The organism is Mesorhizobium sp. B2-3-6, from assembly GCF_006442305.1.
In the GTDB taxonomy this organism is placed as follows: Bacteria; Pseudomonadota; Alphaproteobacteria; order Rhizobiales; family Rhizobiaceae; genus Mesorhizobium.
The window spans coordinates 75,743-91,432 of the sequence record NZ_VFVW01000013.1; the positions used below are offsets into that span (position 1 = coordinate 75,743).

The window sequence follows — 15,690 nt, forward strand, 5'->3', positions numbered from 1 at the left end:
AACAATTGAAGGTTTACGGGGCCGGACCACGCCGGTCAGTCACAAAAAGCCGGACTGCGGTTGGTGCAGTCCGGAATTCGCCAGAAGCGGCGAGGAAAAACCGGCCATCTGCCAGCGAGAGGGATACGATTCGCGATCTGCGAAAGTTTCAGGCGATGCAGGATCATGGCAGAAAAATTTTGCAGAGCATGGCAGGCATGCAAATGCTGCACTGCACAATCGTCACGAATCCCCTATACTCGGACGCTGGGAGGTCCAACAGGGGCCTGGATTATGGGGTTCTTCACTGAAATGTTCGCGCGGCCACGGCCGCAGGAACATCTGCGTTATCGTGCCGCGCTCGCGCTGCTGCATTCCATGAGCAATGCGGACCGCGCCGACATCGGCATCAAGCCCGCCGATTTCCCGCGCATCGCCCGCGAAATGTCCGTTCGCTAGTTCGGCCAGCCAGGGATATTCCGGCTCCGGACGGGCAACGCCTTGACGACGTGATCCGTCAACGCGAGCCCAGGAACGTTGCCTTGCCCAGCGGCACGCCATTATGGCGAAGAATGTCGTAGGCGGTGGTGAGGTGGAAATAGAAGTTGGGCATGGCCAGATGCAGGAGATACTGCAAACCGGCCATCGAGACCTCGCGCCCGCCGAGCCTGACCTCGACAATCCGCTCGTCCGAACCTTCCAGATCGGCCGCGGAGAACGTCGCCAGATGGTCAAGCGTCTTGGCGATGCGCGCATGCAATTCGGCAAAGCTCGCCTCATTGTCCTCGTATTTGGGAACCTCCCGGCCGGCGAGCCGCGATGGGGCTCCCTTGGCGTGGTCGGTGGCGATCTGCACCTGCCTGGTCAAGGCGAACATGTCGGGCGCCAGCCGCGCCGTCAGGAACACCTGCGGGTCGATCTTGCGCTCGCCGGCGTTTTGTTCGGCCGTGGACAGCACGCTGGACAGCGCTTTCAACCGGGCCGAAAACACAGCCACCGATACTTCATACATGGATAGGGTCACGCAATTATCTCCCGGGGCAGTTGAAGCGCCGCGAGCGCGAACTAGCGCCTTCCCGGGCGATTCTTCAAGCGATACCCGCAAGGCGTCACCACGTCGCCGCAATCACCGTGGTAGAATCTCCGTTACCGCGTGGAGATTCCCGATGAGACACGCTTTTCTCGCAGCGACTGCCTTGTTCTCCCTTGCCTCGATCGCCCAGTCGGCACCTGCCGACGAGGCGCCCTACGTCGATGACAGGTCGAGCGCCGAGGCAGTTGTCCGCTCGCTCTACAGTGCCATCAACCGGCATGAATTCGCACGTGCCTGGGGTTATTATGGCGATACCAAGCCGGCCAAGGACTTCGACAGCTTCGTCAAGGGCTATGACGGTACCGACAAGGTGGATGTCAGGACCGGCGCCGTATCCAACGAGGGCGCGGCAGGCAGCATCTACTACAGCGTGCCGGTCGCCATCCAGGCAACCGACAAGAAGGGCGAGGCGAAGGTCTTTGCCGGCTGCTACACGCTGCGCCAGGTCAATGCCCAGATTCAGGCGCCGCCATTCCAGCCGATCTTCATCGACAGCGGAGCGCTGAAGCCGTCGAGCGCGGACTTCGAGGAGGCTGTGCCGGCTAGCTGTGGCGACGGCCCGCCGCCGCCGAAGAGGGATGCAGCGCTGGAGCAGGCCAAGAAGGCTTTCCTGGCCAGCTATAGCGACCAATGCGACAAGGATCTCGCGGCCAAGGAGCCGGAGATTTTTTCCATCAAATACAGGGACAAGGATGCGGCGGCCGGCGATCCCGACAAGGAAACGCGCCTGTTCCATTTTTCCTGCTCGGCGGCCGCCTACAATGAAAGCTCGATCTACTACATGACCGACGAGGCGAACGGCGTCAGGCAACTGCAGTTCACCGAACCGGAGATGGACATCCGCTACGTGAACAACGACAGCGAAGGCAAGGTCGAATCCATGCACATCGTCGGCTTCCGGACCACCGGCTGGGCGACCAATTCCAGCTACGACCAGGACGCCCACACGATAACCACCTTCAACAAGTGGCGCGGCGCCGGCGATGCCTCGTCAGCAGGCACCTATCTGTTCCGCAACGGCGATTTTTCACTCGTCCAGTACGACGTCGACGCCTCCTATGACGGCGAGGAAAACCCGCAAACGGTTGTCGACTACAACACCGCTCCCTGAGCCCCGCGAGGTCCGATCACGGCGCCTTCGACAGCATCCAGTTCAACGCGCCGCGCCAGTCGACCATGCGGATGGGGGTGCCGTGCGTGCCGGTCTCGAAGCGCACGAAGCGGGTCGGATAGGCTTTCGACTTGGCGATGATGGACCGGAAGAAGGATTCCTGGTTTGCCACGGGAAAGACCACGTCATGGCTGCCTTGACCGAAGAAAACCGGCACGTGGCGTCTGAAGGCAAGGCTGGAGAAGAAACTCTCATCCCACAGCGAGCCAAGCAGCAAAAGCCCGTCGATTTGCCTGCCTGTGTCCGTGCGGGCGGCAAGCTTCCAGCACAATGCGCCGCCCATCGAGCCGCAGGCGACGAAGATCTTCGCGCCCGGCGACTGTTGCGCATAGTGATCGATCAGCGCCGCGACCTGTGCCGCCCCCTTGTCGCCGAAATCTGGGAAGTCAGGGCTGAGATAAAGGCCGCCATTGCCTGCCATCAGGTTTTTGATGCGGTTGAAATTGCCGCCGAAGGTGAAGTCATCGATACCTTGCTTGCGGCTGCCGCCCTGCCCGTGCAGGTAGAGCACGATGACGGAAGCCCCTTGCGTCTTGCCTACGGCGATGTGCCGGACGTCGCCGGCATCGGTTTTCAACAGCAGATCCTGCTGCACCTTGCGCACACCGGTATCGGTATACTGCGCATGCACGCGCTTTTCCGGCACCTCGTCGCGCTGGTTGATGTCGCGCATCTCGCGGTAGTCGATCACCGTGTAGTCACCGTTGGTGTCTGACGAGAGCGTAGCGGGATAGGCGAACAGATCGTCCTTGAAGGGTTTTAGTTGGAGAGCAGAGGCCTGGGCAGCAGAAAACAGGAAGAATATCGAAATCAGAAAGGCAGGGAGCGTGAGCACCCCCCTCTGGCCTGCCGGCCATCTCCCCCTCAAGGGGGGAGATTGGCAGTTTCGGCGGGGGCGCCCTTCTGCCGGCCGTCGAGATTGGCGAAAGCCGAAATGATGTCCAATCTCCCCCCTTGAGGGGGAGATGGCCGGCAGGCCAGAGGGGGGTAGAAGCGTTGACATTAACGAAATGAAACCGGAAGCCATACCGCAGGCTTGCGTAATTCGGCCCGGGTTTGTCAATCCTGCAGCACGCCGCCGGCGCCTTCCAGCGCCTCGCGAGTGTCGACATCGACGGACGCGCCCTCGCCGATCTCTACATCGACGACGTCAAGTCCTCCGGCCTCGACCAGATGGCGTGCGCCGGTATCACCTTCGAGATGGGCGACAGCCGGGAACAGCGAGCGCGGCAGAAGTACCGGGTTGCCGCGTTTGCCAAGGTGCGAGGCGCGGACGACCAAATTGCCTCCCGCCCCGCGAAACGCATCGATCAGCCGGTCGAGATCGCCGGTCGAGACACCCGGCATGTCTCCGAGAACGATCATCGCACCGGCGGCATCTCCCGGCAGATAGGCCATACCGGCTTTCAGGGAGGTGGAGAGCCCATCGGCAAAATCGGGATTGTCGGCGAAAGTCACGTCCAGGCCCGATAACGCGCCGCGCACCCGCTCACGCTGGTGGCCGGTAACGACGATCGTGCCCGAAGCTTTCGAGGCGAGCGCACGCTCTGCTGTACGGCGGACCAACGGTTGGCCGTCGAAAAGCGCCATAAGTTTGTTCGGCCCGCCCATGCGGCTCGAACGGCCTGCCGCCAAAAGCACGATCCCGACCTTGAGCCGGCTTACGGCCGGCAGCGGTTCGCGCGGCTGCGGGCGTGTCGGGATTTCCATCAGCAGGCCGCCGACGCCCATGCCGGCGATGTCGGTCGCCGTTACGTCGAGGCCGGCGATCAGCCGGTCGAGCACCCAGTCGAAGCCGTTCTCCTTGGGGCTGCGGGCGCAGCCCGGCGCGCCGATGATCTGCTTGCCGGCGAGCCTGCCGAGCACCAGTAGATTGCCGGGGTCGACCGGCATGCCGGCGCGGATGACAGTACCGCCCGCTTCCTCGATCGCGGCCGGAACGACGTCGGCGAAATCGCTCATGGCCGAAGCGCCGAAGATCACGACCATGTCGTTATCGCGCGCCAGCGAGGCGGCCGCCTCGGCAACCGGCGCAACCTCGTGCGGCGTGCGGCGCTCGGCCGTCAGCCGCCCGCCCGAACGCGCCAGCCGTGCCTCGGTGACGCGCAGCGTCTTGTCGAGCACGCTCGGCTTGACGCCCGGCAAGACGGTCTGGATAACACCGACACGAATGGGCCGATAGGCATTGACGGCAAAGATCTCGCCGCCGGCGCAGATTTCCATGACCGCATCGACCAGCGCCGACCCAACGGCGAAGGGAATGATCTTCACGGTTGCCACCATCTGGCCCTTTTCGACCGGCGCATGCTGGCCAAGCGTGGCGATGGTGATGGTTGGATCGACGGCATTGATGGCGTCGATCATCGCGCTGTTGACGGTGAAGACGCCAGCGGCTTCGGCATGGAGGTTGACCCGCCCCGTCGCGGCAGGCTTGGCCGCGACATTGCGGTGGCGCATACCGGTCGCGATCCGTTCGGCGGCGGCGTCTTCGCCCAGATCGCCGGGAGAAAGCACGGCCGCGACGACTTCGCTGATGCCCGCCGCTTTCAGCACCCCGACATCCTCTGCACTCAGCCGATGCGCTTTGCGGAAACGTCGCTCGCCGACCGTCGTCGCGTGCGCAAGCACGGCGCCTTCGGCCTGTTCGATAGGAACCGGGCCGAATTTCACGCTGCGGCTTCCCTGGCTTCAAGGCCGCGCGAGCGAAACGCGTGAATGACCTGCGCCAGCACGGCGACGGCGATCTCGGCGGGGCTGGCCGCGCCGATATCGAGACCGATCGGCGCCTGGATGCGACCGATCTGCTCGGAACTGGCGCCCAGCGCCAACAGGCGCTCGACACGCTTGGCATGGGTTTTCCTGCTGCCGAGTGCCCCGACATAGAAGCACCTGGCGTCGAGCGCCGCCTTCAGCGCGAAATCGTCGATCTTGGGATCGTGGGTGATGGCAGCGACTGCCGTGTAGCTGTCGAGTGGCTGTCGTTGCAGGACCTCCTCAGGCCATTCGGCGTGCAAAGCGACATCGGGAAAGCGGTCCGACGTGGCAAAAGCCGTGCGCGGATCGATGATCTCGACTGGATAGCCGGCGATCCTGGCCATTGGCGCCAGCGCCTGGCTGATATGCACGGCACCGATCACCACCAGGCGAGGATGCGGCAGATGCGCGTTGAGAAAAAAGGTCCGCCCTTCCGCTTCGACCGAGCCGGAATTCCCGGTGCGGAACGCCTTGCTGATCGCGGCACCGAGATCGCCGGCGACCGGATCGCCCTCGCGCACGACACGGTCGCGGCCGTCACCAAGATCGGTGACCAGGATCGCGGCGCGGCGCGCGCGGCGCTCGGCGTTGAGTGTTTTCAGCGCATAGGGATCCATCGAAGATCAGCCTAGCCTTTCCACATACACTTTGATGCGGCCGCCGCAGGAAAGGCCCACCTGCCAGGCGGTCTCGTCGGCGACGCCGAATTCCAGCATTCTGGGCTTGCCGGTGCCGATGACGTCCATGGCATCCGTCACCACGGCGCCTTCGACACAGCCGCCCGAAACCGAGCCGTGGAAATTGCCGTCGGCGTCGATGACCAGATGGCTGCCGGCCGGGCGTGGCGCGGAACCCCAGGTCTCGACAACGGTCGCGATGGCGACATCCTTGCCGTCCTTCATCCAGCCTTCCGCGATGATCAGCGGGTCACGGGCCTCGTCGAGATAAATGCTGTCGCTCATCGTTGCTTCTCTCAGGGTCTGTTTTTCCCGGAAATATGTGTCTTCAGCAGCATATGGCTACGCGGCGCGCCTCGCGCCACCCTCCATCCACCGCCGCGGATCGACGGCATATCCAGGCTTCCGGTCCAGCGAAGCGCAGAGATCGGCAAGCGCGTCGAGATTGTGCACGGCACGGAATTCATCGACATGCGGCAGCATCGCCCTGACGCCGCGGGCGCGCGCCTGGAAACCGTCGAAGCGCAGCAAGGGGTTCAGCCAGATCAGCCGCCGGCAGGATTTGTGCAGACGCTCCATTTCCTCCGACAGGCCGTCGACCTCGTCTCGCTCCAGCCCGTCGGTGATCAAAAGCACCACCGCGCCCTGTCCTAGCACGCGCCGCGACCATATCAGGTTGAACTCGGCCAGCGTGTCGCCGATGCGCGTGCCGCCCGACCAGTCCTTGACCGCGGTGGAACAGTCGGCCAGGGCGGCGTCGGGATCGCGATGGCGCATCTGTCGGCTCAGATTGGTGAGCCTGGTGCCGAAAACGAAAGTGTGCACGCGCCGGCGCTTTTCCGTCAGAGCATGCAGGAAATGCAGGAAGATGCGCGTGTACTGGCTCATCGAACCGGAAATGTCGGCAAGCACGACCAACGGCGGATACACTTCGCGGAGCGAGCGGAATTTCGGCAGGATCAGTTCGCCCCCAGTGCGTGCGGCCGAGCGCATCATGGCACGCGGATCGATGCGGCGACCGTGCGAATCGGCCTTGAAACGGCGCGTCCGCACCATATCGAAGGGCAACCGCAGTTCGGCGATCGCTTTCCTGGCGTCGGCCATCTCGGCGGCATTCATCTGAGCGAAATCCTTGGCCCTCAGCACCTCGTTGCCGGAGAAAGTAAAGCGCGCGTCGACCTCGATCTCGGGGATTTCCTGCGCCGGCTGGTTCCTGCTGTGGCCTGCGAACATGGCCTGGCTGACACGGCTTTCGGCCGCGCGTGGCTTCTGCTTCTCCCTGGTATCGGGCGCCACCGGCGAAAGCATCGCCAGCATCTTTTCGATCAGCTCACGCGACTTCCAGAATAGCCGGAAGGCCTCGTCAAAGATGGCATGGTCCTCATGCCGCGACACCAGCACGGCATGCAGCGTCCAGTAGAAATCGTCGCGCGCGCCGATGCCGGTGGCAAGTACCGCCTCGATGGCATCCTTGACCGAGGCCGGACCGACGCGCATGCCTGATTTGCGCAAGACACGGGCGAAATAGACGATGTTGTCGGCGATGTGACCGTCGACAGTCGCCTCCCTGGGTTCCGCGCGAGGCATGGCCATGAGCCCTACTCCGCCGCCGAAAGCTCGGCCTTCACCTCGTCGAGGATACGCCGGCCTTCGCCCTCGCCGATGCGGGCAATGTCGTCCTGGTATTTCAGCAGCACGCCGATCGTGTCGGAGACGGTTTCCGGGTCGAGCGCGACCTTGTCGAGTTCGGTCAGCGCGCCGGCCCAGTCGATGGTCTCGGCAACGCCCGGCATTTTGAACAATTCGATCTGGCGCAGCTTCTGGATGAAGGAGACCACCTCGGCCGAAAGCCGGCTGTTGGCCTGCGGCACCTTGCGGCGCACGATCTCCAACTCCCGCTCGGCGCTGGGATAATCGACCCAGTGATAGAGGCAGCGCCGCTTCAGCGCGTCATGGATTTCGCGGGTGCGGTTGGTGGTGATTATGACGATCGGCGGCTCCTCCGCCCTGATCGTGCCGAGTTCGGGCACCGTCACCTGGAAATCGGAAAGGATCTCGAGCAGGAAGGCCTCGAACGCCTCGTCGGTACGGTCGAGCTCGTCAATCAGGAAAACCGGGGCGGCGCCGGCCTTGCCGGTCAGCGCATCGAGCACCGGACGGCGTATCAGGTATTTTTCCGAGAAAACGTTGCGCTCCATGTCGGAGCGGTCGACCTTGCCGGCCGCCTCCTCCATGCGGATCTCGATCATCTGCGCGGCATAGTTCCACTCATAGACGGCGGACGAGACGTCGAGACCTTCATAGCATTGCAGACGGATCAGCCGGCGGCCGAGCGCCTCGGCCAGCACCTTGGCGATCTCGGTTTTGCCGACGCCGGCCTCGCCCTCGAGGAACAGCGGCCGCTTCATGCGCAGCGACAGGAAAAGCACGGTGGCCAACGACCGGTCCGCCACATAGTCCGCGCCGGTCAGGAGATCGAGCGTCTCGTCGATCGTCCGCGGCACGGGGCGCGGTTTTAGCTCGGTCATTCCTTCTCCGTGGACGCCTCTGCCCCGCTTTCCAGAACGTGGTAGCCGCGGGCGTGATAGATCAGCGGCCGCAAATTATCGCCCATGCGCAGGCCTGTCACCTTGCCAAAAAGCACACGATGGGTGGCCAGGTCCTTAGTGTCGATCAGTTCGCAGTCGAATACGGCGAGCGCGCCCTTCAAGGTCGGCGCGCCGGTGGAGATCACATCCCACTCGCCGAGCGCGAAACGTTCCTCGACCGGCAGGCCGGTGATGCCGGAAAAGCCGATCGACAGCGGCTCCTGGTGCGAGGCAAGCGTGTTCAAGGCAAACCTGCCGTTTTTCACGAACGGCTCGTTCTTGGGATTTTCACGGTTCAGGCAGACCAAAATGGTCGGCGGCGTATCGGAAACCGAACAGGCGGCGATGACCGTCGCGCCGCGCTTGCCGGCCGGCCCGTCGGTGGTCACCACATGGACGTGACCGGCAAAATGGCTCATCGCGTCGCGATAGGCCTGCGGTCCTATGTCGTTCTTCTTCAACACCGGAGATTTTCCATAGCCTGAACCCTATCGCTATATATGGCTAGATATGACAAGCCACAAGCGAAGTGCCTGGCCCATATCCCGAAATTCGCGTGTTGCGCCAAGACCGGGCAGCCTTTAGGTCTTGGCGGGAGTGGCGCCGGGACCATCCGGGCTCGCTTGGAGGAAGTCTTCGACAGGATGCGACCCGGGGCAACGATATCTGCCGCGCTGGCCTGGCTGCTGCTGACCGGCGCCGCCAACGCCCAGACGCTGCTCGTCGGTGTTGCCGCGCCGCTCTCCGGATCCTCGGCGATCCTTGGCAGGCAGATCGAAGCCGGCGCCGAAGTGGCGGCCCAGGCGAACGGCATCGAGCTCAAGACCATCGACGATGCCTGCACGGCCGATGGGGGTGCCGCGGCAGCCCGGGAATTCGCGACCGCCAAGGTCAATGTCGTCGTGGGATTTCTCTGTACGGAAGCGATCGAGGCGGCGATGCCGATCTTGAAGGACGCAGGCATCGCCGTCATCACCGTTGGCGTGCGAACCGAAAGCCTGACTGACCGTCGTCCCAAGACCGGCTGGCCGGTCTACCGGCTCGGACCGAGGGGCGACGACGAGCGCAATGCCGTCGCCAACACCCTTACCCGGCTTTGGCAGAACGAACTGTTCGCCGTCATCGATGACGGCACCATCTACGGCCGTGAGATCGCCGAGACGTTGCGGGCGGCGGCCGAACAGGCGGCGCTGAAGCCGGTGTTCGTCGATACGTTCCGGCCGCAGCTCGACAACCAGATCGGTCTGATTGGCCGGCTGAAGAAGGCCGGCGCAACCCATGTCTTTGCCGGTGGCGACGGCGACGACATCGCCATCATGGGTCGCGACGCCGCGCAACTCGACGCCGGCATCGTATTCGCCGGCGGCGAGAACCTGCGCACTCCGCCCGGCGCAGTGCCCTATGCCACGGGAACGCTGATGATCGCTCCCCCGGAATGGGCCGATGTCGCCAATCCCAAGGTGCTCGAGGTGTTTGCCTCGCAGAAGATCGTGCCGGACGGCTACACGCTGCCGGCCTATGCGGCGGTAGAAACCGCCAAGGCGGCGATGGCGGAAGCCGCAAGCTCCGGCAGGCCGCTTGCGGAAGCGCTCATCGGGCATGATTTCACCACGGCGATCGGGCCGGTGCGCTTTGATGCGAAGGGCGACCTCAGCCGGCATCCGTACCGCGTCTTCCGGTTCGATGGCGCCCGCTTCGTACCGTTGGAAAGCAACTGATGTTTCGCACCGGCCCGCGCAACCTGATCACCGATGTCGCCGGTCTCAGCGTCGGCAATGCCTCCGATGCCCGACTGAAATCCGGCGTGACGACGGTCCTTTGCGACGAGCCGGCCGTAGCCGGCGTCCAGATCCTGGGCGGTGCGCCGGGCACGCGCGAGACGGACCTGCTCGAACCCCACAATTCGGTTGAGACGGTCCATGCCGTGGTGCTGTCGGGCGGGTCGGCTTTCGGCCTCGACGCAGCGTCCGGCGTACAGGCAGCACTGCGCGAGCGTGGCATCGGCTTCGAGGTCGGCGGCTTTCGCGTGCCGATCGTGCCGGCGGCGATCCTGTTCGACCTGCGCAATGGCGGCGACAAGGACTGGGGCCGCTATCCGCCATACCGCGACCTCGGCTACGAGACGGTGCAGGCCGCCGGTTCGGATTTCCAGATCGGCACGACCGGCGCCGGCACCGGCGCGCTGACCTCCGGTCTCAAGAGCGGGCTTGGCTCGGCTTCGACGCTGCTTGACAATGGCGTCACCATCGGCGCGCTGGCGGCGGTCAATCCGATCGGCTCGGTGACCATCAGCCGAAGCCGCCATTTCTGGGCGGCTCCGTTCGAGATCGGCGATGAATTCGGCGGGCTTGGCTATCCCTCGCCAATGCCGGACGACGCCAAAAGCATCCTCTTGAAGTTTCGCGACAAGACGTTCACGGGCAAGGCGGATGCCGGCGGCAACACCACCATCGCCGTTATCGCCACCGATGCCGTTCTCACCAAGGCCGCCGCAAAGCGCCTGGCCATGTCAGCGCATGACGGTTTCGTGCGGGCCATATGGCCGACGCACACGCCGGCCGATGGCGATCTGGTCTTCGCGCTGGCGACCGGCAGGAGCGGTATCCGGCTCGAAGCCGACGCGGCAATCGACCTTTATGCCGCGGCAGGCGCCACGATGGCGCGCGCCATCACGCGCGGCGTTTTCGCCGCGACGCCCGCCGAGGGCGATCTGTTTCCGGTCTGGTCTTCGCGCTGACTTATACGCGATCAGGTGGGGTCGGACTTTTCTTCCTCGAAAGTGACCGCGACGTCGGAATTCGCCGACAGCCAGACCTTCTTTCCCTCGACCTCCGCGACAAGGCTCAGGGGAATGAAATGATGGTGCCCCTTATGCGTGCCCATACCGCTGTCGGACTTGGTCAGCTTGATCCGCTGCCCCTCGACTTTGTCGACCGTGCCGACATGAACGCCATCGGCACCGATCACTTCCATATGCTCACGAATTTTGCTGGTGTCGGTCATGGTGGTTCTCCATTGGGACTGCCGACAATAACAGACGAGGCCGCGATTGGATGCATGGCGCTTGCTTTATCGGGCAGCGCGACGCCGGTATCTTGTCGTGATAGGGAATGGCGATATCGTTGGCCGGCGGAAAACCTCATGCAAAACCTTCTTCTGTTTGCCGTTTGCCTGCTTGCGCAGTTTTGCGCAGTCGTCGCCGCCCGGGCCGGGGATGTCGCCGAGCTTGAAATCCTGGGCTTCACCAAGGACGGCGGCATCTTCGCGTTCGAAGAATATGGCGTGCAGGATGGATCGGGATTTCCCTACGCCAATCGCTATTATATCGACACCAGCAACGACAGCTTTCTCCAGGGAACGCCTATTCGCGTCCGGCTCGACGACGAGAACGCCACGTTGACGGCGGCTCGTATTCAGGCCCGCGAGAAGGGCGAAGCGGTCGTCAGCCAGGCGGAGTTGGCCGCGAACAAGGGCATCACCGCAGGCTTCAACCCGGTAACGGAGATGTCCGCCGACCCGCATCGGATGGCGGTCAATCCGCGTCCGATCTTCTCGCCAGTCGACCAGCCGCTCGAGTTCCGGCTGGACGAGATCGGCATGAACGAGACTAAGGGCTGCGAGAGCCAGGGTGAGATCAATGGCTTTCGGCTGCTGCGCGTCGAGGCGCAAGCCGGCGGTACGACGAAGCTGTTGCACGAGGACAAATCGATCCCCAAGAGCCGGGGTTGCCCGAACGGCTACCGCATCGGAGCCGTGCAGACATTTTCGATGGACAATCCCAGCGCCTATGCGGTGCTGATCGCGGTGCGCCAATATGGCTTCGAAGGCCCGGACTATCGCTGGATCGCGGTGACCGGCCGCCCGTGACACCGCTCGTCCACCCCGCCAGGCGTCATCGCGCCCTGGGCCGCCTCCGCGGCGCCATACCAACGCCGGGCACGGCGCTGCTCGGCGCGCTGCTTTGGGCCGCCACGATGGGCGCCAGCGCGCTCCTCAACCTGTTGCTGGAAAGTTGGGTGACGCCAGATAAGATCCGCACCGTGACGCTGCTGTTTGCAGGCGGCGGCGCTCTGGCCTTTCCTGTTGGCCTGTTCGCGGCACGGCTGGTCTCGCGCGGAAGGAGCTGGGAAGTCGCCTTCGCGGCGGCATTCGTGGGTCTCGCCGCCGCGACGATCGGCCTGACCGCCGGGCTGTATGCCCTGCAATACCGGTCCTACTATGCCGCATGGCATGCACCTACCTTCACCCTCACCTGGGGGCTTCAGTTCGTCTTCACGATGGCGGTGGCGCTCTACCAGTTCGTGGTGCTGGGCATCAGGCTCTATTTCCCGATCGGGTTCCTCGCCTTGTTTGCCGCCAGCCTCTGGTTTGCGCGGCGGCGGCGTTGAGCATTTTGTCCGCCTCTGTTAGGACGCGGGCAAATTTCTCGACACGTCAGGACTGACCGATGATCCCTCGCTACTCCCGGCCGGAAATGGTGGCCATATGGTCGCCCGAAACCCGGTTCCGCATCTGGTTCGAGATCGAGGCTCATGCCTGCGACGCGCTGGCCGAACTCGGCGTCATCCCGAAACAGGCGGCGAGGACCATCTGGGAAAAAGGCAATGCCGCGAAGTTCGACGTCGATGCGATCGACGAGATCGAGCGCGTCACCAAGCACGACGTCATCGCTTTTCTCACCCATCTCGCCGAATTCGTCGGACCCGACGCCCGCTTCATCCATCAGGGCATGACATCCTCGGACGTTCTCGACACGTGTTTCGCGGTGCAGCTCACGCGTGCCAGCGACATGCTGCTGGCCGACATCGACGCGCTGCTTGCGGCGCTGAAACGCCGCGCCTTCGAGCACAAGGATACCGTCACCATCGGCCGCAGCCACGGCATCCATGCCGAGCCGACCACCTTCGGCGTCAAGCTGGCGCAAGCCTATGCCGAATTTTCGCGCTGCCGCGAGCGGCTCGTGCATGCTCGCGAGGACATAGCCACCTGCGCCATTTCGGGAGCGGTCGGCACCTTCGCCAATATCGAGCCTTATGTCGAAGAGCATGTCGCGGCAAAGCTCGGGTTGAAGCCGGAGCCGGTATCGACGCAGGTGATCCCGCGCGACCGCCATGCCATGTTCTTTGCCACGCTCGGCGTCATCGCATCGTCGGTGGAGCGGCTGGCGATCGAGATCCGGCATCTGCAGCGCACCGAGGTGCTGGAAGCCGAAGAGTATTTTTCGCCTGGCCAGAAAGGTTCGTCGGCGATGCCGCACAAGCGCAACCCGGTGTTGACCGAGAACCTAACCGGCCTTGCCCGCATGGTGCGCTCCTTCGCGCTGCCGGCGATGGAGAATGTGGCGCTCTGGCACGAGCGCGACATTTCGCATTCCTCCGTCGAGCGCATGATCGGGCCGGATGCGACGGTGACGCTGGATTTCGCGCTGGCGCGGCTGACCAGCGTCATCGACAAACTGCTCGTCTATCCCGACAACATGCTGAAGAACATGAACAAGTTCCGCGGCCTGGTGCATTCACAGCGCGTGCTCCTAGCATTAACGCAAGCCGGTGTCTCTCGTGAGGATGCGTACCGGCTGGTGCAGCGCAATGCCATGAAGGTGTGGGAGCAAGGCGCTGATTTTCTCGAAGAACTGCTGGCCGACAAGGACGTCACCGCCGCCTTGCCGGAAGCCGAGATCCGCGAGAAATTCGACCTGGGCTACCACACCAAGCATGTCGACACGATCTTCCGGCGGGTGTTCGGAGAGGCCTGAGGGGCTTTCCTTCTCCCCGTCGCTACGAGGAGAAGGTACCGCAGGACGTAACTGCCGATCACGCTTTGCCGGGAACGGTCCTGATCACCGTGCCCCACGGATCTTCGCGGGTCGTTTCACTGGCCACGTTGTCGGACCGCATCTCGACCCAGGCAAGGCCTGACCGGGTCGGATCGCGGCGGCCAGCGCCGGCGCTCTGCCACGCATTGGCGCCGATATGATGATGGTAGTGGCCTGACGACAGGAACACAGCCTGGCCGCCATACTTCGCCACCGTGTCGAAGCCGAATTCCTGGTTCCACCAGGCTTCCGCCTCTTCCGGCCGGCCGACGCGCAGGTGGACGTGGCCGACAATGCTGTTTTCAGGCGCTCCCTGCCAGCCCGCGTCGCCCGCCGGCACTTCGGCGACGACCGAAGGAATGTTCAGCCGTTCGGTCGCCATCGCGATCTTGTCGCCGTTCCACGTCCAGTCCTGCGGACGGCGATCGGCATAGATCTCGATCCCGTTGCCCTCGGGATCGGTGAGGTACAGCGCTTCGCTGACCAGATGGTCCGAAGCGCCCTCTATGGCGATCTTGTCTGATATGGCGTGGTTGATCCAGCGGCCGAGATCGGCACGGCTGGGCAGCAGGAAAGCCGTGTGGAACAGGCCGGGGCTGCGCGGATCGTCAGGCTTGGCCGAGGCGTCCGGCTCCAGCACCAACAGCGGACGGTTGGCGGCGCCCAGGGTGATCGCGCCATCGGCGCGGCTCAATTCCTGCAAGCCGACAACAGCGCGATAGTAGGCCGCTAGGCTTTCGGCGTCGCGCGCCTTCAGCCCGACCCGGGCAACGCTCACCGGCGTGGTGGCGGCAAAGGGCAGTTCGCTCATGATTGTCTCCGTTGCGGCGACGCTTTGGCATAAACCCCGAGGTCAGGAGCCCGGCGCCGGCGATCATTGTACATCGTGTCAGCACCAAATGCGGTCCTTCACGGCTGTTTCTTTCCAGAGGACAAATCGGCGATCGTGATCGTTCACACAAGACAGCGAAAAGCGAACATGGTGTTCACCATTGCAAGCAGGAGCGCACCCATCGGCGGTTGCATGAGGCAATCACGCTCGCTATCTCAGCGCCATGAAAGTCAAAGACGCAGATATTCTCATCATCCCGGGCTACACCAACTCCGGACCCGAACACTGGCAGACCCGCTGGCAGTCGAAGCTGTCGACCGCGCGGCGCGTCGAGCAGGCGGAATGGTCGAAGCCCGTGCGCGATGACTGGACGGCGAGCGTGGCAAAAGCGGTCAATGAAGCCGAGAAGCCCGTCGTCCTCGTCGCGCATTCCCTTGGCGTTGCCGCGGCGGTGCAAGCCGTCCCGCAGTTTCGCAAGCCGGTCGCCGGCGCATTCTTCGTGGCGCCGCCCGATGTCGCCAATCCGGAGGTACGGCCAAGGCACCTGATGACGTTCGGCCCCTACTCGCGCGAGCCGTTGCCCTTCCCGTCCATGGTGATTGCCAGCCGCAACGATCCGTTCTGCGCCTTCGACGTCGCCGAGGACATTGCCGGCGCCTGGGGATCTCTGTTCATCGATGCCGGTGAAGCCGGTCACCTCAACGCCGATTCAGGCTTCGGCCCATGGCCCGAAGGTTCGATGACCTTCGCCAAATTTCTGACCGAACTGAAGGCCTGACGA

General features: G+C 63.8%; 18 protein-coding genes. 8 read left to right on the forward strand and 10 right to left on the reverse strand.

Going from position 1 to position 15,690, the window contains the following annotated elements; translation table 11 throughout:
- Window positions 1-165: 165 nt before the first annotated feature.
- Window positions 166-438: a hypothetical protein gene (locus FJ953_RS30650; RefSeq protein ID WP_181172778.1), complete on the forward strand. Its 273-nt coding sequence runs from the start codon at window positions 166-168 to the stop codon at window positions 436-438.
- A 58-nt stretch (window positions 439-496) separates the two neighbouring features.
- Here the strand turns inward: FJ953_RS30650 and FJ953_RS28470 are convergent, their stop codons facing one another.
- Window positions 497-1,003, reverse strand: a complete 507-nt coding sequence (locus tag FJ953_RS28470; RefSeq protein ID WP_140517685.1) for a DUF1993 family protein — start codon at window positions 1,001-1,003, stop codon at window positions 497-499.
- Between the two features lie 142 nt (window positions 1,004-1,145).
- On the opposite strand from FJ953_RS28470, the gene FJ953_RS28475 reads away from it, so the two are divergent.
- The gene (locus FJ953_RS28475) at window positions 1,146-2,183 is read left to right on the forward strand and encodes a DUF1176 domain-containing protein (RefSeq protein WP_140493792.1); all 1,038 of its coding nucleotides are present in this window, start codon (window positions 1,146-1,148) and stop codon (window positions 2,181-2,183) included.
- Window positions 2,184-2,199: 16 nt separating this feature from the next.
- On the opposite strand, the gene FJ953_RS28480 is transcribed toward FJ953_RS28475, so the two are convergent.
- The 7 genes from FJ953_RS28480 to FJ953_RS28515 form a co-directional block, all read right to left on the reverse strand.
- Window positions 2,200-3,048: an alpha/beta hydrolase gene (locus tag FJ953_RS28480; protein ID WP_140558562.1), complete on the reverse strand. Its 849-nt coding sequence runs from the start codon at window positions 3,046-3,048 to the stop codon at window positions 2,200-2,202.
- A 254-nt stretch (window positions 3,049-3,302) separates the two neighbouring features.
- The gene (locus FJ953_RS28490) at window positions 3,303-4,913 is read right to left on the reverse strand and encodes a molybdopterin-binding/glycosyltransferase family 2 protein (protein WP_140493794.1); all 1,611 of its coding nucleotides are present in this window, start codon (window positions 4,911-4,913) and stop codon (window positions 3,303-3,305) included.
- A complete protein-coding gene (locus FJ953_RS28495) occupies window positions 4,910-5,614 on the reverse strand; it encodes an XdhC family protein (RefSeq protein WP_140517689.1) in 705 nt (234 codons plus the stop codon). Before FJ953_RS28495 ends, FJ953_RS28490 begins: the two co-directional genes overlap by 4 nt.
- 6 nt (window positions 5,615-5,620) lie before the next feature.
- The gene (locus FJ953_RS28500; protein WP_140493798.1) at window positions 5,621-5,959 is read right to left on the reverse strand and encodes an XdhC family protein; all 339 of its coding nucleotides are present in this window, start codon (window positions 5,957-5,959) and stop codon (window positions 5,621-5,623) included.
- Between the two features lie 57 nt (window positions 5,960-6,016).
- On the reverse strand, window positions 6,017-7,267 hold the full coding sequence (locus FJ953_RS28505; protein WP_181165115.1) for a VWA domain-containing protein: 1,251 nt from the start codon (window positions 7,265-7,267) through the stop codon (window positions 6,017-6,019).
- A gap of 5 nt (window positions 7,268-7,272) precedes the next feature.
- A complete protein-coding gene (locus tag FJ953_RS28510) occupies window positions 7,273-8,202 on the reverse strand; it encodes a MoxR family ATPase (RefSeq protein ID WP_140493800.1) in 930 nt (309 codons plus the stop codon).
- Window positions 8,199-8,726: a flavin reductase gene (locus FJ953_RS28515; RefSeq protein ID WP_140493802.1), complete on the reverse strand. Its 528-nt coding sequence runs from the start codon at window positions 8,724-8,726 to the stop codon at window positions 8,199-8,201. Before FJ953_RS28515 ends, FJ953_RS28510 begins: the two co-directional genes overlap by 4 nt.
- A 180-nt stretch (window positions 8,727-8,906) precedes the next feature.
- On the opposite strand from FJ953_RS28515, the gene FJ953_RS28520 reads away from it, so the two are divergent.
- Window positions 8,907-9,980: a branched-chain amino acid ABC transporter substrate-binding protein gene (locus FJ953_RS28520; protein WP_140625553.1), complete on the forward strand. Its 1,074-nt coding sequence runs from the start codon at window positions 8,907-8,909 to the stop codon at window positions 9,978-9,980.
- A complete protein-coding gene (locus FJ953_RS28525; protein WP_140493806.1) occupies window positions 9,980-10,999 on the forward strand; it encodes a P1 family peptidase in 1,020 nt (339 codons plus the stop codon). Before FJ953_RS28520 ends, FJ953_RS28525 begins: the two co-directional genes overlap by 1 nt.
- 11 nt (window positions 11,000-11,010) lie before the next feature.
- Here FJ953_RS28525 and FJ953_RS28530 read toward each other — a convergent pair whose 3' ends face one another.
- Window positions 11,011-11,265, reverse strand: coding sequence for a DUF2171 domain-containing protein (locus tag FJ953_RS28530; RefSeq protein ID WP_140493808.1), 255 nt, complete (start codon window positions 11,263-11,265; stop codon window positions 11,011-11,013).
- A gap of 138 nt (window positions 11,266-11,403) precedes the next feature.
- On the opposite strand from FJ953_RS28530, the gene FJ953_RS28535 reads away from it, so the two are divergent.
- The 3 genes from FJ953_RS28535 to purB are packed head-to-tail and all read left to right on the forward strand — an operon-like array spanning window position 11,404 to window position 14,017.
- Entirely contained in the window at window positions 11,404-12,129 is a 726-nt protein-coding gene (locus FJ953_RS28535; protein ID WP_140625554.1) for a DUF2259 domain-containing protein, read from the forward strand.
- Window positions 12,126-12,650, forward strand: a complete 525-nt coding sequence (locus FJ953_RS28540; RefSeq protein ID WP_224519150.1) for a hypothetical protein — start codon at window positions 12,126-12,128, stop codon at window positions 12,648-12,650. Before FJ953_RS28535 ends, FJ953_RS28540 begins: the two co-directional genes overlap by 4 nt.
- A 59-nt stretch (window positions 12,651-12,709) precedes the next feature.
- Window positions 12,710-14,017: an adenylosuccinate lyase gene (gene purB / locus FJ953_RS28545; RefSeq protein WP_140625555.1), complete on the forward strand. Its 1,308-nt coding sequence runs from the start codon at window positions 12,710-12,712 to the stop codon at window positions 14,015-14,017.
- Window positions 14,018-14,075: 58 nt separating this feature from the next.
- Here purB and FJ953_RS28550 read toward each other — a convergent pair whose 3' ends face one another.
- Entirely contained in the window at window positions 14,076-14,888 is an 813-nt protein-coding gene (locus FJ953_RS28550; protein ID WP_140625556.1) for a VOC family protein, read from the reverse strand.
- Window positions 14,889-15,132: 244 nt separating this feature from the next.
- Between FJ953_RS28550 and FJ953_RS28555 the strand changes: the two genes are divergently transcribed.
- A complete protein-coding gene (locus FJ953_RS28555; protein ID WP_140625557.1) occupies window positions 15,133-15,687 on the forward strand; it encodes an alpha/beta hydrolase in 555 nt (184 codons plus the stop codon).
- Window positions 15,688-15,690 lie beyond the last annotated feature (3 nt).

Excerpts from the sequence above, each read along its gene's own strand:
- FJ953_RS28520 (WP_140625553.1), top strand. The coding sequence starts at position 8,907 with ATGCGACCCGGGGCAACGATATCTGCCGCGCTGGCCTGGCTGCTGCTG.
- purB (WP_140625555.1), top strand. The coding sequence starts at position 12,710 with ATGATCCCTCGCTACTCCCGGCCGGAAATGGTGGCCATATGGTCGCCC.
- FJ953_RS28555 (WP_140625557.1), top strand. The coding sequence starts at position 15,133 with ATGAAAGTCAAAGACGCAGATATTCTCATCATCCCGGGCTACACCAAC.
- FJ953_RS28475 (WP_140493792.1), top strand. The coding sequence starts at position 1,146 with ATGAGACACGCTTTTCTCGCAGCGACTGCCTTGTTCTCCCTTGCCTCG.
- FJ953_RS28535 (WP_140625554.1), top strand. The coding sequence starts at position 11,404 with ATGCAAAACCTTCTTCTGTTTGCCGTTTGCCTGCTTGCGCAGTTTTGC.
- FJ953_RS28500 (WP_140493798.1), bottom strand. The coding sequence starts at position 5,959 with ATGAGCGACAGCATTTATCTCGACGAGGCCCGTGACCCGCTGATCATC.
- FJ953_RS28525 (WP_140493806.1), top strand. The coding sequence starts at position 9,980 with ATGTTTCGCACCGGCCCGCGCAACCTGATCACCGATGTCGCCGGTCTC.
- FJ953_RS28530 (WP_140493808.1), bottom strand. The coding sequence starts at position 11,265 with ATGACCGACACCAGCAAAATTCGTGAGCATATGGAAGTGATCGGTGCC.
- FJ953_RS28550 (WP_140625556.1), bottom strand. The coding sequence starts at position 14,888 with ATGAGCGAACTGCCCTTTGCCGCCACCACGCCGGTGAGCGTTGCCCGG.
- FJ953_RS28510 (WP_140493800.1), bottom strand. The coding sequence starts at position 8,202 with ATGACCGAGCTAAAACCGCGCCCCGTGCCGCGGACGATCGACGAGACG.
- FJ953_RS28495 (WP_140517689.1), bottom strand. The coding sequence starts at position 5,614 with ATGGATCCCTATGCGCTGAAAACACTCAACGCCGAGCGCCGCGCGCGC.
- FJ953_RS28505 (WP_181165115.1), bottom strand. The coding sequence starts at position 7,267 with ATGGCCATGCCTCGCGCGGAACCCAGGGAGGCGACTGTCGACGGTCAC.
- FJ953_RS30650 (WP_181172778.1), top strand. The coding sequence starts at position 166 with ATGGCAGAAAAATTTTGCAGAGCATGGCAGGCATGCAAATGCTGCACT.